The 18,737-nt window shown below is 63.6% G+C and carries 16 protein-coding genes and 1 pseudogene; 10 read left to right on the top strand and 7 right to left on the bottom strand.

Annotated elements, in window-relative coordinates:
• The first annotated feature begins 48 nt into the window (after positions 1-48).
• The 6 genes from G8767_RS31250 (at position 49) to G8767_RS31225 (ending at position 6,605) form a co-directional block, all read left to right on the top strand.
• Positions 49-1,041 carry an ABC transporter substrate-binding protein gene (locus tag G8767_RS31250; protein WP_166813724.1) on the top strand — a complete coding sequence of 331 codons (993 nt, stop codon included), beginning with the start codon at positions 49-51 and terminating at the stop codon, positions 1,039-1,041.
• Entirely contained in the window at positions 1,038-2,927 is a 1,890-nt protein-coding gene (locus G8767_RS31245) for an ABC transporter ATP-binding protein (RefSeq protein WP_240952930.1), read from the top strand. The genes G8767_RS31250 and G8767_RS31245 overlap by 4 nt, the downstream gene beginning before the upstream one ends.
• Positions 2,924-4,660, top strand: coding sequence for an ABC transporter ATP-binding protein (locus G8767_RS31240; protein ID WP_166813720.1), 1,737 nt, complete (start codon positions 2,924-2,926; stop codon positions 4,658-4,660). The genes G8767_RS31245 and G8767_RS31240 overlap by 4 nt, the downstream gene beginning before the upstream one ends.
• Before the next feature lie 5 nt (positions 4,661-4,665).
• Entirely contained in the window at positions 4,666-5,307 is a 642-nt protein-coding gene (locus tag G8767_RS31235; protein ID WP_234036829.1) for a TetR/AcrR family transcriptional regulator, read from the top strand.
• Positions 5,308-5,404: 97 nt separating this feature from the next.
• Entirely contained in the window at positions 5,405-5,905 is a 501-nt protein-coding gene (locus tag G8767_RS31230; RefSeq protein WP_003946235.1) for a nuclear transport factor 2 family protein, read from the top strand.
• A gap of 25 nt (positions 5,906-5,930) precedes the next feature.
• A complete protein-coding gene (locus G8767_RS31225) occupies positions 5,931-6,605 on the top strand; it encodes a pyridoxal 5'-phosphate synthase (protein ID WP_166813718.1) in 675 nt (224 codons plus the stop codon).
• Between the two features lie 15 nt (positions 6,606-6,620).
• Here G8767_RS31225 and G8767_RS31220 read toward each other — a convergent pair whose 3' ends face one another.
• From G8767_RS31220 to G8767_RS31210, 3 genes are all read right to left on the bottom strand, one after another.
• The gene (locus tag G8767_RS31220) at positions 6,621-7,178 is read right to left on the bottom strand and encodes a hypothetical protein (RefSeq protein WP_095973545.1); all 558 of its coding nucleotides are present in this window, start codon (positions 7,176-7,178) and stop codon (positions 6,621-6,623) included.
• Positions 7,179-7,254: 76 nt separating this feature from the next.
• Positions 7,255-7,905, bottom strand: a complete 651-nt coding sequence (gene pnuC / locus G8767_RS31215; RefSeq protein WP_124567125.1) for a nicotinamide riboside transporter PnuC — start codon at positions 7,903-7,905, stop codon at positions 7,255-7,257.
• Complete coding sequence (locus G8767_RS31210; RefSeq protein WP_166813717.1) at positions 7,905-9,623, bottom strand: peptide chain release factor 3; 1,719 nt, start codon at positions 9,621-9,623, stop codon at positions 7,905-7,907. Before G8767_RS31210 ends, pnuC begins: the two co-directional genes overlap by 1 nt.
• A gap of 238 nt (positions 9,624-9,861) precedes the next feature.
• Between G8767_RS31210 and G8767_RS31205 the strand changes: the two genes are divergently transcribed.
• Entirely contained in the window at positions 9,862-11,496 is a 1,635-nt protein-coding gene (locus tag G8767_RS31205; RefSeq protein ID WP_124567123.1) for a fatty acyl-AMP ligase, read from the top strand.
• 3 nt (positions 11,497-11,499) lie between these two features.
• On the opposite strand, the gene pth is transcribed toward G8767_RS31205, so the two are convergent.
• Both pth and G8767_RS31195 read right to left on the bottom strand, forming a co-directional pair.
• The gene (pth, locus tag G8767_RS31200) at positions 11,500-12,072 is read right to left on the bottom strand and encodes an aminoacyl-tRNA hydrolase (protein WP_003946229.1); all 573 of its coding nucleotides are present in this window, start codon (positions 12,070-12,072) and stop codon (positions 11,500-11,502) included.
• A 108-nt stretch (positions 12,073-12,180) separates the two neighbouring features.
• Positions 12,181-12,789: a 50S ribosomal protein L25/general stress protein Ctc gene (locus G8767_RS31195; RefSeq protein ID WP_003946242.1), complete on the bottom strand. Its 609-nt coding sequence runs from the start codon at positions 12,787-12,789 to the stop codon at positions 12,181-12,183.
• A 289-nt stretch (positions 12,790-13,078) separates the two neighbouring features.
• On the opposite strand from G8767_RS31195, the gene G8767_RS31190 reads away from it, so the two are divergent.
• Entirely contained in the window at positions 13,079-14,284 is a 1,206-nt protein-coding gene (locus G8767_RS31190) for a GAF domain-containing protein (protein ID WP_234036827.1), read from the top strand.
• On the opposite strand, the gene G8767_RS31185 is transcribed toward G8767_RS31190, so the two are convergent.
• Together G8767_RS31185 and G8767_RS31180 are read right to left on the bottom strand one after the other, a co-directional pair.
• Positions 14,281-15,741 carry an FAD-dependent oxidoreductase gene (locus tag G8767_RS31185; RefSeq protein WP_166813716.1) on the bottom strand — a complete coding sequence of 487 codons (1,461 nt, stop codon included), beginning with the start codon at positions 15,739-15,741 and terminating at the stop codon, positions 14,281-14,283. The genes G8767_RS31190 and G8767_RS31185 overlap by 4 nt on opposite strands.
• 82 nt (positions 15,742-15,823) lie before the next feature.
• Entirely contained in the window at positions 15,824-17,005 is a 1,182-nt protein-coding gene (locus G8767_RS31180; RefSeq protein WP_166813715.1) for an aminotransferase class V-fold PLP-dependent enzyme, read from the bottom strand.
• Between the two features lie 14 nt (positions 17,006-17,019).
• Here G8767_RS31180 and G8767_RS31175 point away from each other — a divergent pair, with 14 nt between their 5' ends.
• Both G8767_RS31175 and G8767_RS31170 read left to right on the top strand, forming a co-directional pair.
• Positions 17,020-18,294: an APC family permease gene (locus G8767_RS31175; RefSeq protein WP_166813714.1), complete on the top strand. Its 1,275-nt coding sequence runs from the start codon at positions 17,020-17,022 to the stop codon at positions 18,292-18,294.
• Between the two features lie 78 nt (positions 18,295-18,372).
• Positions 18,373-18,737, top strand: a pseudogene (locus tag G8767_RS31170) (ergothioneine biosynthesis glutamate--cysteine ligase EgtA); the annotation flags it as partial.

The following is an 18,737-nucleotide window of genomic DNA, read 5'->3' as shown; positions in this document are numbered from 1 at the left end:
TAGGCTCCCCTAATCGAGACAGCATGTAACTAAGGCGGGGAGAGATAGATGCGTCAGCAGTGGGTCCTACGAGCAACGGCACTCGCAGCGACAGCAACGGCGCTTGTCGGTTGCTCCGTGGGCGGCGATGACGCAGACGCATCGGAAACAGGCGAGTCGTCGGCCGTACCTGCACCTCAGAAATTGCTCGCACTGGACGAGTTTGCAGCGCTCAACGCACTCACACTCGGGGTCAGGCCCGATACGGTCTTCGCCACGCTGCAATCGCACGCGGCGAAGGAGATATTGCAGAGCGAGGGGATCGAGGTCATCGACAAACCGACGTTCTTCCAGTCACCAGATGTGGAGCAGATCGCGGCCGTTCATCCTGACCGAATCCTGCTCAGTGATGTCGGCTCGCTGACGTCGATCACCTCGCAGGCCAACGAGATTGCCCCGACGACGGTGCTCGCCTATGCGGCGCCGTGGCGCGAAGTTCTGAATACCGCGGCGACTGCATTGGGTCGAGAGTCCGAAGCTCGCGAAATCGTGTCGAGGCTCGAGACCAAATTTGCCGAAGTATCCGGAACGGTCGAGGCGCAACCACAGACGTTGTCAGTGCTGGTGGGATTCTCCGGCGGCATTTACACCGTCATTCCGGAGTCGCCGATGTCCTCGATCATCGAGGAAGCCGGTTTCGGGCGCCCGCAAGCCGAACTCGACGCGAAGATCGGCCCCAACACAGGTGTTGCCACGTCTTCGGTGTCGGGCGAGGAGGTTGGACAGCACGCGGCGGACGCGATGGTCGTGACCTCGGGCAACATCTACGACGGCGCTCTCGTTCACGCAAATCCACTGTTCAACGAGATCGCCGCAGTGAAGGCCGGACGCACGGCGGACGTGAGCGGTGAACTTTGGTTCGGCAGCTATCCTTTCGCGGTCTACTGGATCCTCGAAGACCTCCAGGCTCTTGCCGATCGCACTCTCACCGGCGCGGAACTCCAGGGCCGCATCGCATCCGACACCGACGCAGTCACCCGATGGAAGGCGTTCTCGAAATGACGACAACACAGGACAAGGCAGCAGACGTTCCACCGGCGGAGGCTGACGCACCGCACGGATCTGCGGCCGAAGCCTCGCGAGCCAAGGCGGAAGCGGCGGCGCACAAGAGTGCGCTACGCGAACTCCTTGCTCCAGTTCGCACGCGGACCACCATCGCGATGGTGATGCAGGTGATCGCCGCGGTCGCGGCCATCGTGCCGTACGTGGCCATCGCCGAACTCGGCAAGACGCTGATCGTGGGCGGTGACGTCGACTCGTCTCGTGTCTGGACGATCGTGTGGGTGGTCGTCTTCGGTCTGGGTATGCGTGCGTTCTTCGGAGGCGGTGCGTTGATCGTGACGCACTTCGCCGATGTGAATCTGCAGGCGGTGCTGCGGCGTCGAATCGCAGCGACTCTCGGTCGACTTCCACTGGGCTGGTTCACCTCCCACTCGTCCGGAACCGTGCGCAAAGCCGCGCAGAACGACATTTCCGATCTCCACTACCTGGTTGCGCACAGCGCCGTCGAGACCACCGGCGCCATCGCGGTGCCACTGGTCGGGCTCGGTTACGTGATTTCGATCGACTGGCGTCTGGGATTGGTCGCGATTGCCACACTCCCGATTTACATGATCGCCTATGCGACGATGACCAAGGACATGGCAGTCAAGATGAGCCGGATGAATGAGGGCATCGCGGCTATCAGCAACACCATCGTCGAGTTCGTCACCGGCATCGCAGTGGTCAAAACTTTCGGTCAGGACAAGCAGTCACATTCTCGATACCGCGATGCTGCAAAGGCTTTCGCCGTCTCGTACGAGGGTTGGGTTCGCCCGATGCTGCGAACCGAGGCGCTGGCCTCGATTGCATTGAGTGCACCGGTAGTGCTGGTGGTCAACCTTGGTCTCGGTTCGTGGTTCGTCCACTCCGGATGGGTGTCACCCATCGATGTGCTGACCAGTTCTCTTGTCGCGATGGTGATTCCGGTGTCGGTGACGACCATCGGTTTCGGTATGCAGGCACGCCGTGAGGCAGCCGCCGCTGCGGCGCGACTGATCGCGCTGTTCGCAACCGACGCTCTGCCGGAAACAGATCATCCGAAAAAGCCTGCGGGGAACGAAGTTCGATTCTCCGGAGTCTCCTTCGCCTACGACGACGGCGCCGATGTTCTGTCCGACATCGATCTCACACTGCCGGAGGGGACGGTGACGGCGTTGGTCGGACCTTCGGGTTCGGGTAAGTCGACCCTGGCGACGCTGGTTCCGAGGTTCCACGATGTGCGTGCCGGATCCGTGGTGATCGGTGGTGTCGACGTCAGGGAAGTCGCTACCGACGAGCTGTACCGCCACGTCGGATTCGTTCTGCAGGACGTGCAGCTGGTCGAAGCGACTGTGCTCGACAACATTCGGCTTGCCCGGCCGCAGGCGTCGTTGGCGGAGGTGAAGGTTGCCGCCGCGGCTGCGCAGATCGACACCCGAATCGAAGCGCTTCCGAGCGGGTACGACTCCGTGGTCGGAGTCGACGCCAGGTTCTCGGGCGGTGAGGCGCAACGAGTCTCCATCGCGCGGGCGATCCTCGCGGATACCCCTGTTCTCGTGCTCGACGAGGCGACGGCGTTCGCGGACCCGGAGTCCGAAGCCGATATCCAGGAAGCGTTGTCGCGCTTGACGGTCGGCCGTACGGTGCTGGTGATCGCGCACCGGTTGGCTTCGATCGTGAGTGCCGATCAGATCGTGGTCCTCGACGCCGGGCGGATCGTGGAGAAGGGCACGCATGATCAGCTCGTTGCGAATGGTTCAACGTATGCCCGGATGTGGGCGAGTCACAGTCGGGCCGACTCGATTCAACACAGTCGGGCCGACAGCATCGCAGGTATGTCTGACGCAGCAGGAAAGGCCAACTCATGATTCGCGACCTCTTCCGGATACTCGGCCCGCAGAATCAGGGCCGCTATCGCGAGTTCCTGGTGTGGGCAGTGTTGTACGGCGTGATGCAAGGGTTGGCCGTGGCATTGCTCGTGCCGACCGTGCAGGCGCTGTTCGAGCAGGACTGGGGCAGTTTCGTTCGGTGGCTCGCCGCGATGGCCGTGTGCGCCGTGATCAGTTCGATTGCGCACTACCTGCAGGCCATAAAGGGGTTCGAGTCGGCGCTCACTCTGCTGCGGACGATGCATCTGCGCCTCGGCGATCACCTCGTCACACTCCCGCTCGGTTGGTTCGGTGCCGGCCGACTCGGCCAGGTATCGCAGGTCGCCAGCAAGGGCACCATCTCGGTGATGGGGGCGGCTGCGCATCTGATGACGCCGATCATCTCCGGAATCGCCAGCCCGGCAACCATTGTCGTGTGCATGCTGTTCTTCGATTGGCGGCTCGGGCTCGCACTGGTGATCAGTGTTCCGATTCTGTTCGTGGCAGCACGATTTGCAGCGACGATGACTGCCAAGGCCGACGATCGGGCGCATGCCGCGGCCGTCGAGTCGAACAATCGAGTGCTCGAATACGCGCGTTGCCAACCGGTCCTGCGTGCTTTCGGACGCACCCACGGGGTGTACGAGCCGCTCGACGACGCGATCGAAGCTCAGCACACCGCTGGTCGTTCACAACTGTGGTTCGTGGTGATCGGTTCCGTGGTGAACGGGATCGCCCTGCAGTTCGTGTTCTCTGCCGTGATCATCCTGGGCGCGTTCCTCGCGCTCGGCGGCGACATCGACCCGGTCACGTTGATCGCGCTACTCGGCCTGACCGCACGGTTCATCCAGCCGCTGGGTGAGATCGGCGAGTTCGGCGGTGCAATCAGAATGGCACGCAACGAAATCCGGCGGATGTCCGAGATCCTCGAAGTGGAACCACTGGTCGAACCCGATACCAGCGGGCAGGCGACGGGGGAGACGGCCGTGCAGTTCGACGCCGTCGACTTCGGTTACGCCGACGGCGGGCAGGTTCTGCGAAACATCTCCTTCGACGTGCCACGGAAGTCGTTGACGGCGTTGGTCGGTCCGTCAGGGTCTGGCAAAACAACCGTCACCCGGCTGATCTCGCGCTTCTACGACGTCGACTCCGGGGTAGTGCGTGTCGGTGGTGTCGACGTAAGGGACCTCACGAGTGCCGACCTGATGTCGCAGTTGTCCCTGGTCTTCCAGGACGTGTATCTCTTCGACGACACGTTGATCGCGAACATCCGCCTCGGCCGCCCCGAAGCCACGGACGAGGAGGTCTTCGACGTCGCTCGGATCGCGGGCGTCGCGGAAATCGTCGAGCGCCTCCCGCGGGGTTGGGACACCCGTGTCGGTGAGGGCGGGACGGCGCTGTCCGGTGGAGAGCGGCAGCGGGTGTCCATCGCGCGCGCACTCCTCAAACGAGCACCTATCGTTCTGCTCGACGAGGCGACGGCCGCGCTCGATCCCGAGAACGAGGCCCATGTGCAGCGTGCGATGCAGGAACTCGCCAGTGAAAGCACACTGCTCGTGATCGCTCACAAACTGTCGACCGTCGTGGCCGCAGACCAGATCATCGTGCTCGGTGACGACGGTTCGATCGTCGAAGTGGGAACCCACGAAGTTCTGCTCGCAGCCGGTGGGAACTACGCCGCGTTCTGGAATCAGCGCCACCGTGCGTCGGGATGGCGGTTGGTGGCAAGCTGAGCAGAATGCAGACCGGAAAGAAGACGGGGCGGCCGCCGACGTTGTCGACAGCGGACATCGTCGAGGCCGCCCTGGCTGGTGATCTGAGTGAATTGACCATGCCGAGTGTGGCAAAGCGTCTGGGCGTCAGTCATTCTGCACTTTATCGTTACTTCGCCGACCGCGAAGCGCTGCTGCGAGCCTGCTCGGATCATGTTGTGCGTCAGACTGTATGGCCCGATACAAATCGCCCGTGGCGTGAATTCCTGAAGGATTTCTGCGACGTTCTGTGGTCCTCGTTCGAGCGCTATCCAGGTCTAGCCCAGGTCGGTCTCGCAGTTCCGGGCACGCCGCCGGCGATAATCGAGATCGTGGAGAGACTGGTCGGTTCGTTGACTGCGCAAGGCTTCACACCACATGACGCAGTCCTGGCGGTGGACTTCATCTCCGAGGTGACCATGACGCAGTTCGCCATGATGGCGGCGATGGACAAGACCGTGAGCTCCGCGGATTCACGTTCTGCGCGCCAGGCGTATCAAGAGAGCTGGAATGCGTCGGAGTCGTTGGTCGAGGGGATCGGCGACGAATCGACGTGGCACGGGCGAGGTTGGTTGGACGAGAAGATCACGATCATGCTCGACGGCCTGGAAAAGCGTGTTATCGGCTGACATTTCTACTAGCTTTGAGAGTAATGCCCGTTTCGACGTGATACAGGCTAATGTGCACACATAGGACGGGTGGTTGCTGCACCGGGAGGCGGGGATCATGGATCTCGAAGCGATTGTTCTCATCCAAAGACTCAAGTACCGATACGCACGCGCCTTGGACACCAAATCGTGGGTCGAATTCGCCGACACTTTGACCGTCGACGCCACCGCGATCTACGGAGAACAACTCAGTTTCGATTCCCGGGATTCATTCGTCTCCTTCCTCGAGAACACCCTCGGCTCACACATCATCACCGAACATCAGTGCGGGCAACCCGAGATCGACGTCGACGGAGACACCGCAACCGGGATCTGGTGCCTCGCGGACACAGTGGTCATCCCCGAAGACGGCATGCTGCTTCGCGGATCGGCCTTCTATCACGACAGATACACCCGCTGCAGCGACGGTGAATGGCGAATCTCCCACACGAGCTACGAGCGAACCTGGGAATCGGTGGTGGCGCTCGCCGACATGCCGAGTTTCCGATTGACGTCCAACAAGTGGGCACTGCTGCAGCAACCGTCGTTCGGCGACTCGGTAGTTCGCAACGTCTCCTGAGGCCGCTCACGATTAGAGTCGGCTCATGGTTGATGCAGATTTCTCGCTGCCCGACGTACGGACGTGGATTCGCGGTATCCCCGCACTGACCGGAACTCCGCCGCCCGCGCCTGAACATTTTCCGGATAAGCCGGGAGAGTTGTTCCTCGACTGGCTCCGTGCGGCCGTGGCCTTCGGCGTCGTCGAGCCACACGTGTGTGCGCTCTCGACCGTGGACGGTGACGGTATGCCTGATTCCCGCTTCCTCATCCTCAAGGACGTGACCGAGGGCGGTTTCTGGTTCTCCGGTTCGGCTGCTTCACCGAAAGGTGTTGAGGTGAAAGAAAATCCGCGAGCATCCCTGGCGTTCTACTGGCGTGAGACGGGCCAGCAGGTCCGGATTCGCGGATTGGTCCGCGAGGGTGACGACGCAATTCGGACCCGCGACTTCGTCGAACGATCCGTCACTGCGAGGGCGGTGGCGACGGCGAGTAAGCAGAGTGAGGTACTCGAAGACTCCGGGGCGTACGAGACATCGGTGGCCGCTGCGGAAGCAAGAATCGGCGGCGACCCGGGGTTCGTGTCGAAGGACTGGCGGGCGTGGTGCCTCGAGCCGGAGTCTGTCGAGTTCTGGCAGGCAGACTCCGGGCGTCGGCATCAGCGGTGGTTGTACCGGCGTGGCTCGGACCGAGCATGGGCACGCGCAGTGCTGTGGCCCTGAACAGCTGGGTCGAGCTCAGCTGGCGCTGATCTCCGGCGACACGAGGTTGACGACGATCGACTGTCCACCGAGTTTGGCGTGGATTTCGGGGTGCTCGAAGCCCGAAGACAACAGGTAGCTGCCGAGCATCGTGAGCAACTCGTCCAGATCCGTCGTCGGGTCGGAGGAGTGCGTGCTCGAGGGTGAGGCCTGATTTGCGATGAGTTCGGTGTGGGTGAGTCGCCCGGCCACTCGAACGGCGGCTACGCCCATCGCGTCGCGCCGGACGACGGTGCGACTCCGAGTCTCGAGTGTCCTCGATGATTCGCGTGTTGAAGCTGGCACTGAAAGGTCCTCTCCGCTGCTGTGTGCGGCCGTGGTTCGGGCAGGAAGCGGAAACGTGAATGCGTCCGATTGCTTGGGTGCGGTCGACAGAAAATCCGCTGTGGCGGTGGCACTGTTGGAACCGTTGCTCGCAGAACCGTTACCCGTGGAAAGGTTGCTCGCAGAACCATTACTCGCGGAACCACTGGCTCTCGATCCGTTGCCGGAACCGTTGGGGCCCGCTATTCCGTGGGAATTCTTGTCTTCCATTGTTTCGCTCCTGATGCCCGTAAACAGACCGCTGGTTTGCTTAATCGACGCAAACATACCAGGAGTTCGTTTATGGTCACACCCCTTGTGGAGTTCGGCGTTGAATGCGCAGCCACATTGCGAAGCCCCACAATACGAAGAATGCGTAGACCAGATAGAGGATCGCCGAAGGGTAGTAGCCGGCTCGGAAGAGAAGGGGAACACCAACGGCGTCGACGCCGATCCAGATGAGCCAGAACTCGGTCCAGCCGCGTGCCATGCCGTACGTCGCGAGGATGGAGCCAGTGAAGATCCAGGCCTCCGCCCACGCTCCGTACGAGCCGAGAAGGTCGAAGATCCAGGCGAAAGCGATTGTGCCGCTTGCCATGACGGCGATCATGGCGATGCGCTCGCGGGCTGTCGCCCAATGGGGCAGGACTGCGCGACCGGAGTCACGTGCCCCACGTCGCCACTGGGTCCATCCGTAGATGCTGACGGTGACGAACAACAACTGACGGCCGGCCTGGCCGTAGAGATTGAGCTCTTGCGGCGTGTGGAAAAGCGCGCCCATGAACACCGTGAACAACAAGGCATTTCCGGCTATACCGACAGGCCACGCCCATACCGAGCGTCGCGCGCCCGCGATCGCGGAGCCTATTCCGAACGCGTTTCCGATGATCTCTCGCCAGAGAATCGTGGCGCTGCCGATGTGCAGCTCGGCGTCGAACAGCGCCTCGATCAGGCTCATCAGTCCGCAGCAGCGACGAGGGGTTCGAGCGTCAGATCCGGGAGTTCCTTCTGGATGTACTGCAGTCGCCACTTGTCACTGACCAGGGCGAGCAGGACGCCGTCGGATCGGGTGAAGACCTCCACACCGCGCTGACGGTTCAGTTCGACCTCGGACGCGGCGTCGGTACGGCGAGCCAATGCGTAGCCGAGCGGTTCCATCTTGGCCTCGACGTTGAACTCGGCCTTCATGCGCGCTGCGACAACCTCGAACTGCATCGGGCCGACAGCCGCCATGACGGGGGAGGCGTCGCCGCGGATGTCGTTGCGAAGAATCTGGACGACGCCCTCGGAATCGAGTTGGTCGACCGCTCGGCGGAACTGCTTGTACTTGCCGGCGCTTTCGGCGCGCAGGATCGAGAAGTGTTCCGGCGCGAACGACGGAATCGGCGGGAACTCCACCTTCTTCTCGGTGTACAGCGTGTGACCGGGTGCGAGTGCGGTGGCGTTGACGAGGCCGACGACATCGCCGGGGAACGCGGATTCGACGGTGGAACGTTCACGGCCGAAGACCGTCTGGGCGTACTTGGTCGTGAATGGCTTGCCGGTTTGGGCGTGCGTGACGACCATGCCGCGCTCGAACACGCCGGAGACGATGCGCATGAATGCCAGTCGGTCACGATGCGCGGTGTCCATACCGGCCTGCACCTTGAAGACGACCGCGCTGAACGGATCGGTGACCTCGCGCGGCTTACCGCTGAGGTCTTCGCGGCCCCGCGGCGGCGGCGCCAATTCGACGAGAGTGTCGAGGATCTGGCGGACACCGAAGTTGAGCATCGCGGACGCGAAGATCACCGGGGACGTCTGACCGGCGAGGAACATCTCCTGATCGTGGTCCTGGCCGGTAGCGGAGAGCAGCTCACTCTCCTCGGCCGCGGTCTCCCACTCGGAGCCTTCCTTGGCGAGCGCCGCGTCGGCGTCCATGACCTCTTCGGGGGCGATCTTCGCGCCGCCTGCGGTACGGGTGAAGCGGACGTACTCGCGAGCCTCACCGTCTTCGCCGCGCCGCAGCAGTCCGCGGAAGTCGCCGGCGATGCCGACGGGCCAGTACAGGGGAGTGGGAGTGAGGCCGATGCGTTCGCTGATCTCGTCGAGCAGTTCGAGAGGAGTCTGACCGGGCCGGTCCCACTTGTTGATGACAGTGATGACCGGAATGCCGCGGTGGCGGCATACCTGGAACAGCTTGAGCGTCTGCGGTTCGAGGCCCTTGGCAGCGTCGATGAGCATGACCGCCGCGTCGACGGCGGTCAGGACGCGATACGTGTCCTCGGAGAAGTCGGAGTGACCGGGGGTGTCGACGAGGTTGATGACGTTGATCTGCTCGTCCGGCGTCTCGGAGGAGTGGTAGTTGAACTGCAGTGCGGTGGAACTGACGGAAATGCCGCGGGCCTTCTCCATCTCCATCCAGTCCGAGACCGTCGACTTGCGGCCGGCTTTGCCGTGAACGGCGCCGGCCTCGGAGATCTTCTTCGCGTGCAGTGCGAGCGCTTCGGTGAGTGTCGACTTACCGGCGTCAGGATGCGAGATGACGGCGAAGGTGCGGCGACGATCCGCCTCTGCGGACAAGCCCTTGGTGGTCGTCGTGACCGCGACCGACCCGCTCTCGGTGGACTCGGGGCCTTCGATGTCGGACTGGACAGTCGAGTCGGTAGGGACGGTCGAGTCGGACGGGGTAGTCAACGAAGAACCTCTCGAAGTGGGCGTCAGTGCCGGCGACGTGCCGGTGCGCGGACAGGTGGAGAGTGCGGCAGCACAACAGAGAAAGGATACTCGCAGACCACAATGCAATAGCCACTGCGGCGTAACACTCGGCGAACGATCGCTGATTATCCATGTATGTGTGTGTTCGAACACACAGCCATTTGTGTCCTGCGAAGAGTTGCACTGATCGAAGAGTGACACTGACCGAGGAGTTGCGTTGAGCAAGTTCACCGAAGAGATGTATGCGACCGCCGCAGTCACCGACCGCGGCCTGGTGACGGGAGAGCCGGACAACGCTTTCCGTCAGACCTGGGGCGACATCCACCAGGAAGCTCGGCGCATGGCCGGTGGCCTGGCCGACGTCGGTATCGATCGCGGCGTCGCGATCGGCATTCTCGCCGGACAGCCCGTCGACATCGCACCTGCCTGCCAGGCGACGTGGATGCGCGGTGCGTCGGTGACGATGCTGCATCAGCCGACCCCCCGAACGGATCTGGGTGTCTGGGCTCAGGACACCGAGACGGTGATCGACATGATCTCGGCAAAAGCCGTCATCCTGGGTGCGCCCTTCGACGCGGCCAAACCGCTCCTCGAAGAGCGTGGCATCACCGTCGTGACAGTGGACGAGCTTCGTGGCGGAACATCGATCGATCCTGTGGAGACGGCCGAATCGGATATCGCTCTCCAGCAGCTGACGTCCGGTTCCACCGGATCACCCAAGGCCGTCCAGATCACGCACGAGAACTTCTACACAAATGCGTACGCGATGATCAACCGCATCAAGTTCTCCATCGAGGACGACGTGATGGTGAGCTGGCTTCCGTTGTTCCACGACATGGGCATGGTCGGGTTCTTGACGGTTCCGATGCAGGTGGGCGCGGAGGTCATCAGCATCACGCCGATGGACTTCCTCCGCACCCCGGTGCTGTGGGCGGAACTGATGGGCAAGTACGGCGGAACTGTCACTGCCGCACCGAACTTCGCATACTCCCTCTTGGCTCGTCGACTCGCACAGGCAGAGGACGGGGCAGTCGATCTGTCCAGCGTCCGATACATGTGGAACGGTGCCGAGCCGGTGGATCCTGACACGATGGATGCCCTCGCCGAGGCGGGCGCGCGTTTCGGGTTGAACCCGACTGCTCTGGCCCCCGTGTACGGAATGGCGGAAACCACCCTGGCCGTGTCGATTCCGGATCCCGATCAAGGCCAGGTTCTCGACTACGTCGATCCAGACTTTCTCGAGTCGATGTCTCGGGCGGTGCCGTCCAATCGTCCCAACGCTCGTGCCCTCGCCACACTCGGAAAGATGGTGCCTGACCTCGAGGGTCGCATCGTCGATCGTGACGGCCAGGTGCTCCCGGCCCGAGGCGTCGGAATCATCGAGGTTCGCGGCAAGGCAGTCACTCCGGGGTATGTCACAGTCGACGGACACAAGCCGGCGCAGGACGCCGACGGTTGGCTCGATACCGGTGACGTCGGCTATTTCACCGAAGAAGGCCTGGTCGTGGTGTGCGGGCGAGTCAAGGACGTCATCATCATGGGCGGCCGGAACGTGTATCCGACCGACATCGAGCGAGCGGCCGGAAGTGTTGCCGGTGTGCGTCCCGGAAATGCCGTCGCAATCCGTCTCGATGCCGGCCAGAAGCGTGAGAGCTTTGCGGTCGCCGTCGAGACCAACGCTTTCGAGGATCCGGAAGAGGTCAAGCGTATCGAGCGTGAAGTGGTCCACGCCGTGGTTGCCGACGTCGGTGTCCGACCTCGCGCCGTTGCGGTCCTGGGGCCCGGCAGTATCCCGAAGACGTCGTCGGGAAAGCTTCGACGCGCCAATTCGGCTGCCCTGCTGGGTAACTGACCGTCAGTGCAGGCGGTTCTGTGCGGCTTCCAGGCCGAGTTCGAGCAGTAGTTCCACGGCATCCGCGGCCTCTTCGCACACGAGATCGAGTTCTTTTCGCTCCGTGGACGAGAACGGCTTGAGAACGTAGTCCGCCGGGTCCATACGGCCCGGCGGGCGACCGATCCCGACGCGCGTGCGCAGGTAGTCCTTGGTGGTCAACGAACTCGAAATGGACCGCAGGCCGTTGTGGCCGCCTTCGCCGCCGCCGAGTTTGAGTCGGATTGTCCCGAAATCGAGATCCAGTTCGTCATGGACGACGATGATGTTCGCCGCGTCGACCGAGAAGAACCGCGCGAGACCGGCGACAGCGCCACCCGAGAGATTCATGTACGAGCGTGGTTTTCCGAGAATCACGCGTCGGCCGGCGAGACGACCTTCGACGATTTCGGCGCCACTCTTCTTGTGTACGTTGAACTTTCCGCCCATGCGCCCGGCAAGGGTGCCGGCGACCATGAAGCCGACGTTGTGCCGAGTCTTCTCGTACTGCGGGCCGGGATTACCCAAGCCGATGACGAGGGCGGTATCTGTGCTCAACGGTCGCTACTTTCTGGCTTGTTCTTTTTCCTGCTACGCGCGAACGGCGCGTCACTCCGAATCGGAATGACGCGCCGCGCGCAGTGAGTTCTGTAGGAACCGAGAGGATCAGGCCTCTTCTGCAGCCTCGTCGGCGGCGGGAGCTTCTGCGCCCTCTTCGAGGTCTGCCTCGGTGGGTGCAGCAACGACGTTGACGATCAGGGTGTCGGCGTCAGCCTGCAGGGTCGAGCCCTTGGGCAGTTCGAGCTGGCTTGCCAGGATCTGGGTACCGATCTCGAGACCCTCGACCGAAACCTCGATCTGCTCGGGGATGTGAAGCGCGTCGGCCTCGATGGAGATCGTGGATGCGTCCTGCGCGACCATGGTGCCTGCAGCCGCGTCACCGACGACGATGACGTTCACGTCGATCGTGACCTTCTCGCCCTTCTTGATGACGAGGAGGTCAGCGTGCTCGATGTAGTTGCGGATGGGGTGCACGACGACCGACTTGGTCAGTGCAACCTGCTCCGTGCCCTCGATGTCGAGGGTGAGGATGGCGTTGGTGCCGTGTGCGCGGAGGATGGCGGCGAAGTCGCGTGCCGGCACGTTGAGGTGGCGGGGATCTTCGCCGTGGCCGTAGAGAACCGTGGGGACCTGGCCGTCGCGACGTGCGCGGCGAGCTGCGCCCTTGCCGAATTCGGTGCGGACGACGGCGACGAGGTTGTTTTCTTCAGACATGATGAAACGGCTCCTACAACTCACGGGGTTCGTGCTCGGTTACTGACGTGTGGTTTTGCCTGCGACAAGTGAGACAGGCGCGCACACGGCCAGGAGCGAAACGCTCGAGCTGAGCCGTAGCCGCGTCGATCACGGTAAACCTGCAACGTGTGGAACTGCTGCGATTCACCCTCGCCGAGACAACTTTGGATACGTTACCGGAGTTTGCTCCCCGCCGCTAATCGCAGGTGGTGGGGACCTGGCCGTGTGGACGTGGTTCGCGTCACAGTGAAAGCGGTAGCCTGACGGAGTGACCACCGTGGGGAACGCTCCCGAAGGCAGTCGGCTCGGTGCCGTCGTGCCGGGTACCGACCTGTCGCAGCATGCCCGCCTACTCAGTCGGGTGCACGACGCAGTTCTCTCCGGGCAGGAACCACCGGCGCAGCCGCGGACCGTCGTGGCGCGATCGTGGTCGAGAGTGGCCGCGGGCGGGCTCACGCCGGATCACTGCGGTGCGTCTGCTGTCGCCGACTTCTCCGAGTTGGAGTCGAGGCGTTCGCGTACCGCGCTGCGCAGCGTTCTGCCGGAACTGCGAACCACGCTCACCGAGGTCGCCGAGGACGCGGGCTTCATCGTGGTCGTTGCCGACGCCGACGGTGTCCTGCTCTGGCGCGAAGGGGCGAAGACCGTCAAACGTGCGGCGGACGCTCTCGGGTTCGCCGAAGGCGCGCGCTGGTCGGAGCAATCGGTGGGTACCAATGCAATAGGCACCGCGCTGATCGAAGATTCTGCGGTGCAACTCTTCTCGGCCGAGCACTATGCGCCGACGCATCACAATTGGTCGTGCACCGGCTCACCGGTTCATGATCCGCGGACCGGCGAGATTCTGGGAGTGGTGGACATCAGTGGGTCCGCAGCCTCGGTGCATCCCACCACTGTCGCGTTGGTCCGAACCGCGGTTCGCCTCGCGGAGGCGACGCTGTGGCGCGAGCACGCGGCTACGCTCGAGCGCCTGCGCTCGCGGGCGGCGCCGCTGTTCGCGGCCGGCACGGGTCCGGCGCTGGTGGTGGACGAGTTCGGCTGGGTGGCAGGCGCCAGCGGAATTGCCGCACCAGACCGCGTGGCGGCACCGAGTGCGGGCAAGCCCGTCATCGTGCCCGGTCTGGGGATGTGTCTGCCTGAGCCGCTCGGGGACGGCTGGCTGTTGCGCACCGGCGTCGGCGGACCGGTGATCGAACTGGAGCTGTCCCTCGGTGCATCGCCGCAGGTGACGGTGCGTGGTGATGCCAACTGGACGCGCGCGCTTTCGCCGCGTCACGCTCAGATCTTGCGGGCCCTGGCAGCCGTCGGTTCGGCGGGCGTGGATGCCGCAGGCCTCAGCGAAGTGCTCTTCGGCGATCGCGAGCACGTCGTGGCAGTGCGCGCCGAGGTGTCCAGACTGAGGAAACACCTCGGCGCAGTCCTGCAGACTCAGCCGTACCGCTTTGCCGACGGCGTGCGGGTTGTGGTGACCTAACGCGCCGCGCTGATTCCGGCACGACGTCCGAAGAAGCTGCCGTCGCCGAGGCTGGTTCCGCTGGCGTAGCCACCTGCGCAGACACCGGACGTGCAACGGCCTGCCGCGAAGAGCCCGGGGATCGGCGCACCCGAGACGTGCAGAACCTCGGAGTCGACGGTGGTCTTCAACCCGCCGAGCGTGAATCCGCCTGTGCGGCCGCGTAGATCGATCGCTGCGAATGGTCCGACGATCGGCTTGACCCACTCCGGCTTCTTACCCAGCACCGGGTCCGACCCTTCAGTCGCGTGCCGGTTGTAGAGGTCGACGGTCGATTGCAGCGATCCGGCGGGAAGCCCCATTTCGGCTTCGAGTTCCTCGACGGTTTCCGCTACCCAGGTCGGTTGCGCCCGCAACTGCGCACTGGACGATTCGGCATTCATGCCTTCCTCGTACGCAGCTTCGTCGATCACGAGGAATGCCTGGTTGTCCTGCTGGAACAGTGTTGCCTGTCCGATGCGGCCCGGGTAGGTGTCCTCGGGGATGTATCGCTGACCGCGGCCGTTGACAAGAATGCCGCGCACCATCAATTGTGGGTCGCAGAAGAACGCGACCTCCGTGGAGTCCATGTGTGCGGTGTCGGCGCCGAGAGCCTGACCGATCTGGATTGCTCGGCCGTCGTGGGCCTCGATGGAGGCTGCCGGGTGGCCGAAGATGCGAGGTGCGTTCGAGCGCACCATCTCGTTGTTGTACGCGAAGCTGCCCATCGCCAGCACGACACCCTTGCGGGCACGAATCGCGACGTCTTTGCCGTAACGCTTGGCGAGTACTCCGACAACCCGATCACCGTCGACCACCAGAGTCTGGACGCGCAGGTCGTATTCTGCTCGGACACCGAGCTTTTCGGCCGTCTCGACGAGTGGCTTCATCAACATGTAGCCGCCGCCCTGCTCACCGGTCTTCTTCTCGGTCATCTGAGGGACGTGTCCGCGGGGCGCGGGATCGACGAGCGCGTTGAACGGCGCAGCGTTCTCACCGCCCGAGTACATGAGGCCGTCGTCGTACGGTGGTTCCCAGCCGGGCTGACCCCAGAACGATTCCTTGAACGGGACGCCGGCGTCGACGAGCCAGTTGTAATGATCGACGCTGCCCTCGCAGTAGGCATCGATCTTTGCGTCGTCGGTTCCGGGTCCGAGCGCTGCCTTCATGAACGTCTTCATGTTCTGGACCGAATCCTCGAACCCACACGCCTTCTGCAACGGCGTTCCACCGCCCAGGTAGATGAATCCACCCGCCAGTGACGCGGCTCCGCCCCAACCGCCCGTCCGCTCCAGGACGAGAACCTCGGCGCCGGCTCGCGCTGCTTCGATCGCAGCAGTGACGCCGGCGATGCCGTATCCCGCGACGACGACGTCGGCCTCGTAGTCCCAGGTGGTGATGTCTGCAGCGGAGATCGGTCTGACGGTCGGGTCGGCCATGCGAAGCGTCCTTTCGGAAGACGAAACTACTGATCGCCACACAGTTGCAGTTTCGACTTCCGCAGATCAGGCGTGGTCCCGGTCAACGGGAGGTTTGCAGTCTCCTGACTGCTCCCAGAAATGCGTCCAGGTCCGATTCGTCGACGAAGTAGTGCGGCGATGCGCGAACCACGGCGTCGAGCCCGCGGGCATCCATGTCGAGGAGCGTGGAGCCGCGACCGCTGACGGTGACGGTGATGTTCTGTGCTGCAAGCTGATCCCGCACGAGGTGCTCGGAAACGCCGTCGACGGTGAAGGAGACGATGCCGCTCAGCTGAGTTCCTCGATCGCGGACTTCGACTCCGGGAATCGCGGCCAGACCTTGCCTCAGTGCGCCGGCTCGGGATTCGATCTGCGCCCACGCCGTGTCGGTGTCGATCGAGAGCAGATAATCGGCGGCGACGCCGAGACCCAGGCGCGCAGCGACACTCGTTTCCCAGAGCTCGAATCGTGTTGCGTCCGGCGCAGGGACGTAGCTGTCCCCGCCGGTCCATTCAGCTCCGTGCAGGTCCATCGCAGCGGGTTCGAGCGCGTCGACGAGTCCGGGGCGGACGTACAGGAATCCGGTCCCGCGTGGCCCGCGAAGCCATTTGCGCCCGGTGGCACTGAGTGCGTCGACGCCGAGTTCGGTGACGTCGATGGGCAATTGGCCGACGGACTGGCACGCGTCGAGCAGAACGAGAGAGCCGTGGGCCCTGGCGAGTTCGACGACCTCACGGACCGGGTTGATCAGGCCGCCGTTGGTGGGGACGTGGACGACGGAGACGAGGCGAACCCGATCGTCGAGCATGGCCTCGAGTGCGTCGAGGTCGATGCGTCCGTCTTGATCGCTCGGAATGATCTCGACTCCGGCGCCGGTGGAGCGCGCCCGACCCAGAGCGGCGATGGCGTTGCTCGCGTATTCGACTCCGCTGATGAGGATTCGATCGCCAGGTCCGAGCGGAACGGCGGCGAAGAAGTCGTTCCACGCGCGGGTTGCGCTGTCCGTCAACGCGATATCGGTTGCCTGAGCGCCGATGACCCGGGCCAGCGAATGCGGAACAGCAGCCAGGGCGCCGCTCTGACGAGCAGCTGCGACGTATCCGCCGACGTCGGCTTCACGTCGCAGGTGCTCGATCATCGTGGTCAGCACCGGCTCGGGCGGGAGCGAGGACCCTGCACTGTCGAGGAACACCTTGTCCAGGCATCCAGGAGTGTCGCGGCGGATCGTGTCGAGATCGAACATGGCACCTTCCGTTCATGTCGGTGTGGTTCAAACTACCTGTGAACGAAGCTGTCCCGATGGAGCGAAGGCTGGGCACGGCCGATGCCGTAGTTATCGGCCTCGGCGCGATGATCGGCGCCGGAGTCTTCGTGGTGTTCGCGCCTGCTGCCGCAGTAGCCGGTACCGGGTTGCTGGTGGGCTTGGCGATCGCAGCGTTCATCGCCTACTGCAACGCGACGTCGTCGGCCCAGCTTGCAGCCAGATACCCCACGTCAGGTGGGACCTACGTCTACGGACGTGAGCAGCTTGGACCTTGGTGGGGGTTTGCCGCCGGCTGGTCGTTCGTGATCGGGAAGACCGCGAGTTGCGCGGCAATGGCTCTGACCTTCGCGACGTACGTTGTTCCGGCGTCCTGGCGTGTTCCCGTTGCGGTGCTGGTAGTAGCGGCGCTGGTTGCGGTCAACTACCGCGGGGTGACACGGACGGCGCACATGGCCAGGGTGATCGTCGCCGTGTCGACGGCAGCACTGTGTGTAGCGCTGGTGGTTGCCGTCGTCGGCCCTGGTGCGGTGCGCGAGCTCCCGGATCTCGCGTTCGGGTCGTGGTACGGGATTCTGCAATCGGCGGGACTGCTGTTCTTCGCCTTCGCCGGTTACGCCAGGATCGCGACGCTGGGGGAGGAAGTGCGCGATCCACGCCGCACGATTCCGCGGGCGATTCTGATTGCACTCACCGTCGCGGTTGTCCTCTATGCACTGGTAGCGGTGGTACTGCTGGTGACACTGGGACCTGATCGGCTGGCGAATTCGGCGCGGCCCCTCGCCGATGCAGTGGGCGCAGCCGGGTGGAACTGGGCCGTTCCCGTAGTGGTGATCGGTGCCGCGGCGGCGTCGGCGGGGGCGCTGCTGGCTTTGATAGCCGGAGTGAGCCGCACGGCGATGGCCATGGCCCGCGAGCGCGATCTGCCCGTTTCGCTCGCTGCCGTCCATCCGCGGTTCGGGGTCCCCCACCATGCTGAACTTGTGGTCGGTGCCGTTGTGATCGTCTTGGTCTCGACAACCGATCTTCGTGGGGTGATCGGCTTTTCGTCGTTCGGAGTGCTGCTCTACTACTTCGTCGCGAACGTGAGTGCGTACAGCCAACGCGGTGTGGACCGGTTGTATCCGAAGTGGTTGCAGGCCGTCGGCGCGGCTGGTTGTGTCGTTCTGGTGGTCACACTTCCGTGGATCGCGGTTGTTTCCGGGGCAGGTGTGGTTCTCGCCGGTTGTGGGTACCGGTGGATACGACTGAAGAAATTCAACGACACGTAACACCACAAAGGGTGCATCTCGGACGTTGGCGTTCTATCGTCGGTAACGACCGCGAAGACCGCCCGAAGGGGAAGTCTAATGGTGACAGCAGCGTTGACAGCAGCACAGACCACGCAGGTGGATTCACGTCCTGCGGCCGAGGCCTACGTCGGTGGTGTGTGCTTCAAACAGGGGCCACCCCGTTTGGTCGGAGCTGAGCTCGAGTGGCTGACCAGCCAGGTTCCCGGCGGAGAGCGGCCGTCAGCCGCGACTCTGGCAAAGGCACTCGGGCGACACGCACCCACCAGTATCGACCCGGATTCACCGGCGGCGCCGCTTCCACGCGGCAGCCTCGTCACCGTAGAACCTGGCGGACAGATCGAACTCTCATCAGCTCCGCGCACGTCCGCCCGCGAACTGTGTGACTGTCTCGACGAAGACCGTCGTACTCTCGAAACGCTCCT

Source organism: Rhodococcus sp. IC4_135, from assembly GCF_011602025.1.
In the GTDB taxonomy this organism is placed as follows: domain Bacteria; phylum Actinomycetota; class Actinomycetes; order Mycobacteriales; family Mycobacteriaceae; genus Rhodococcus_F; species Rhodococcus_F baikonurensis.
This window is presented reverse-complemented; position numbering and strand designations above follow the sequence as displayed.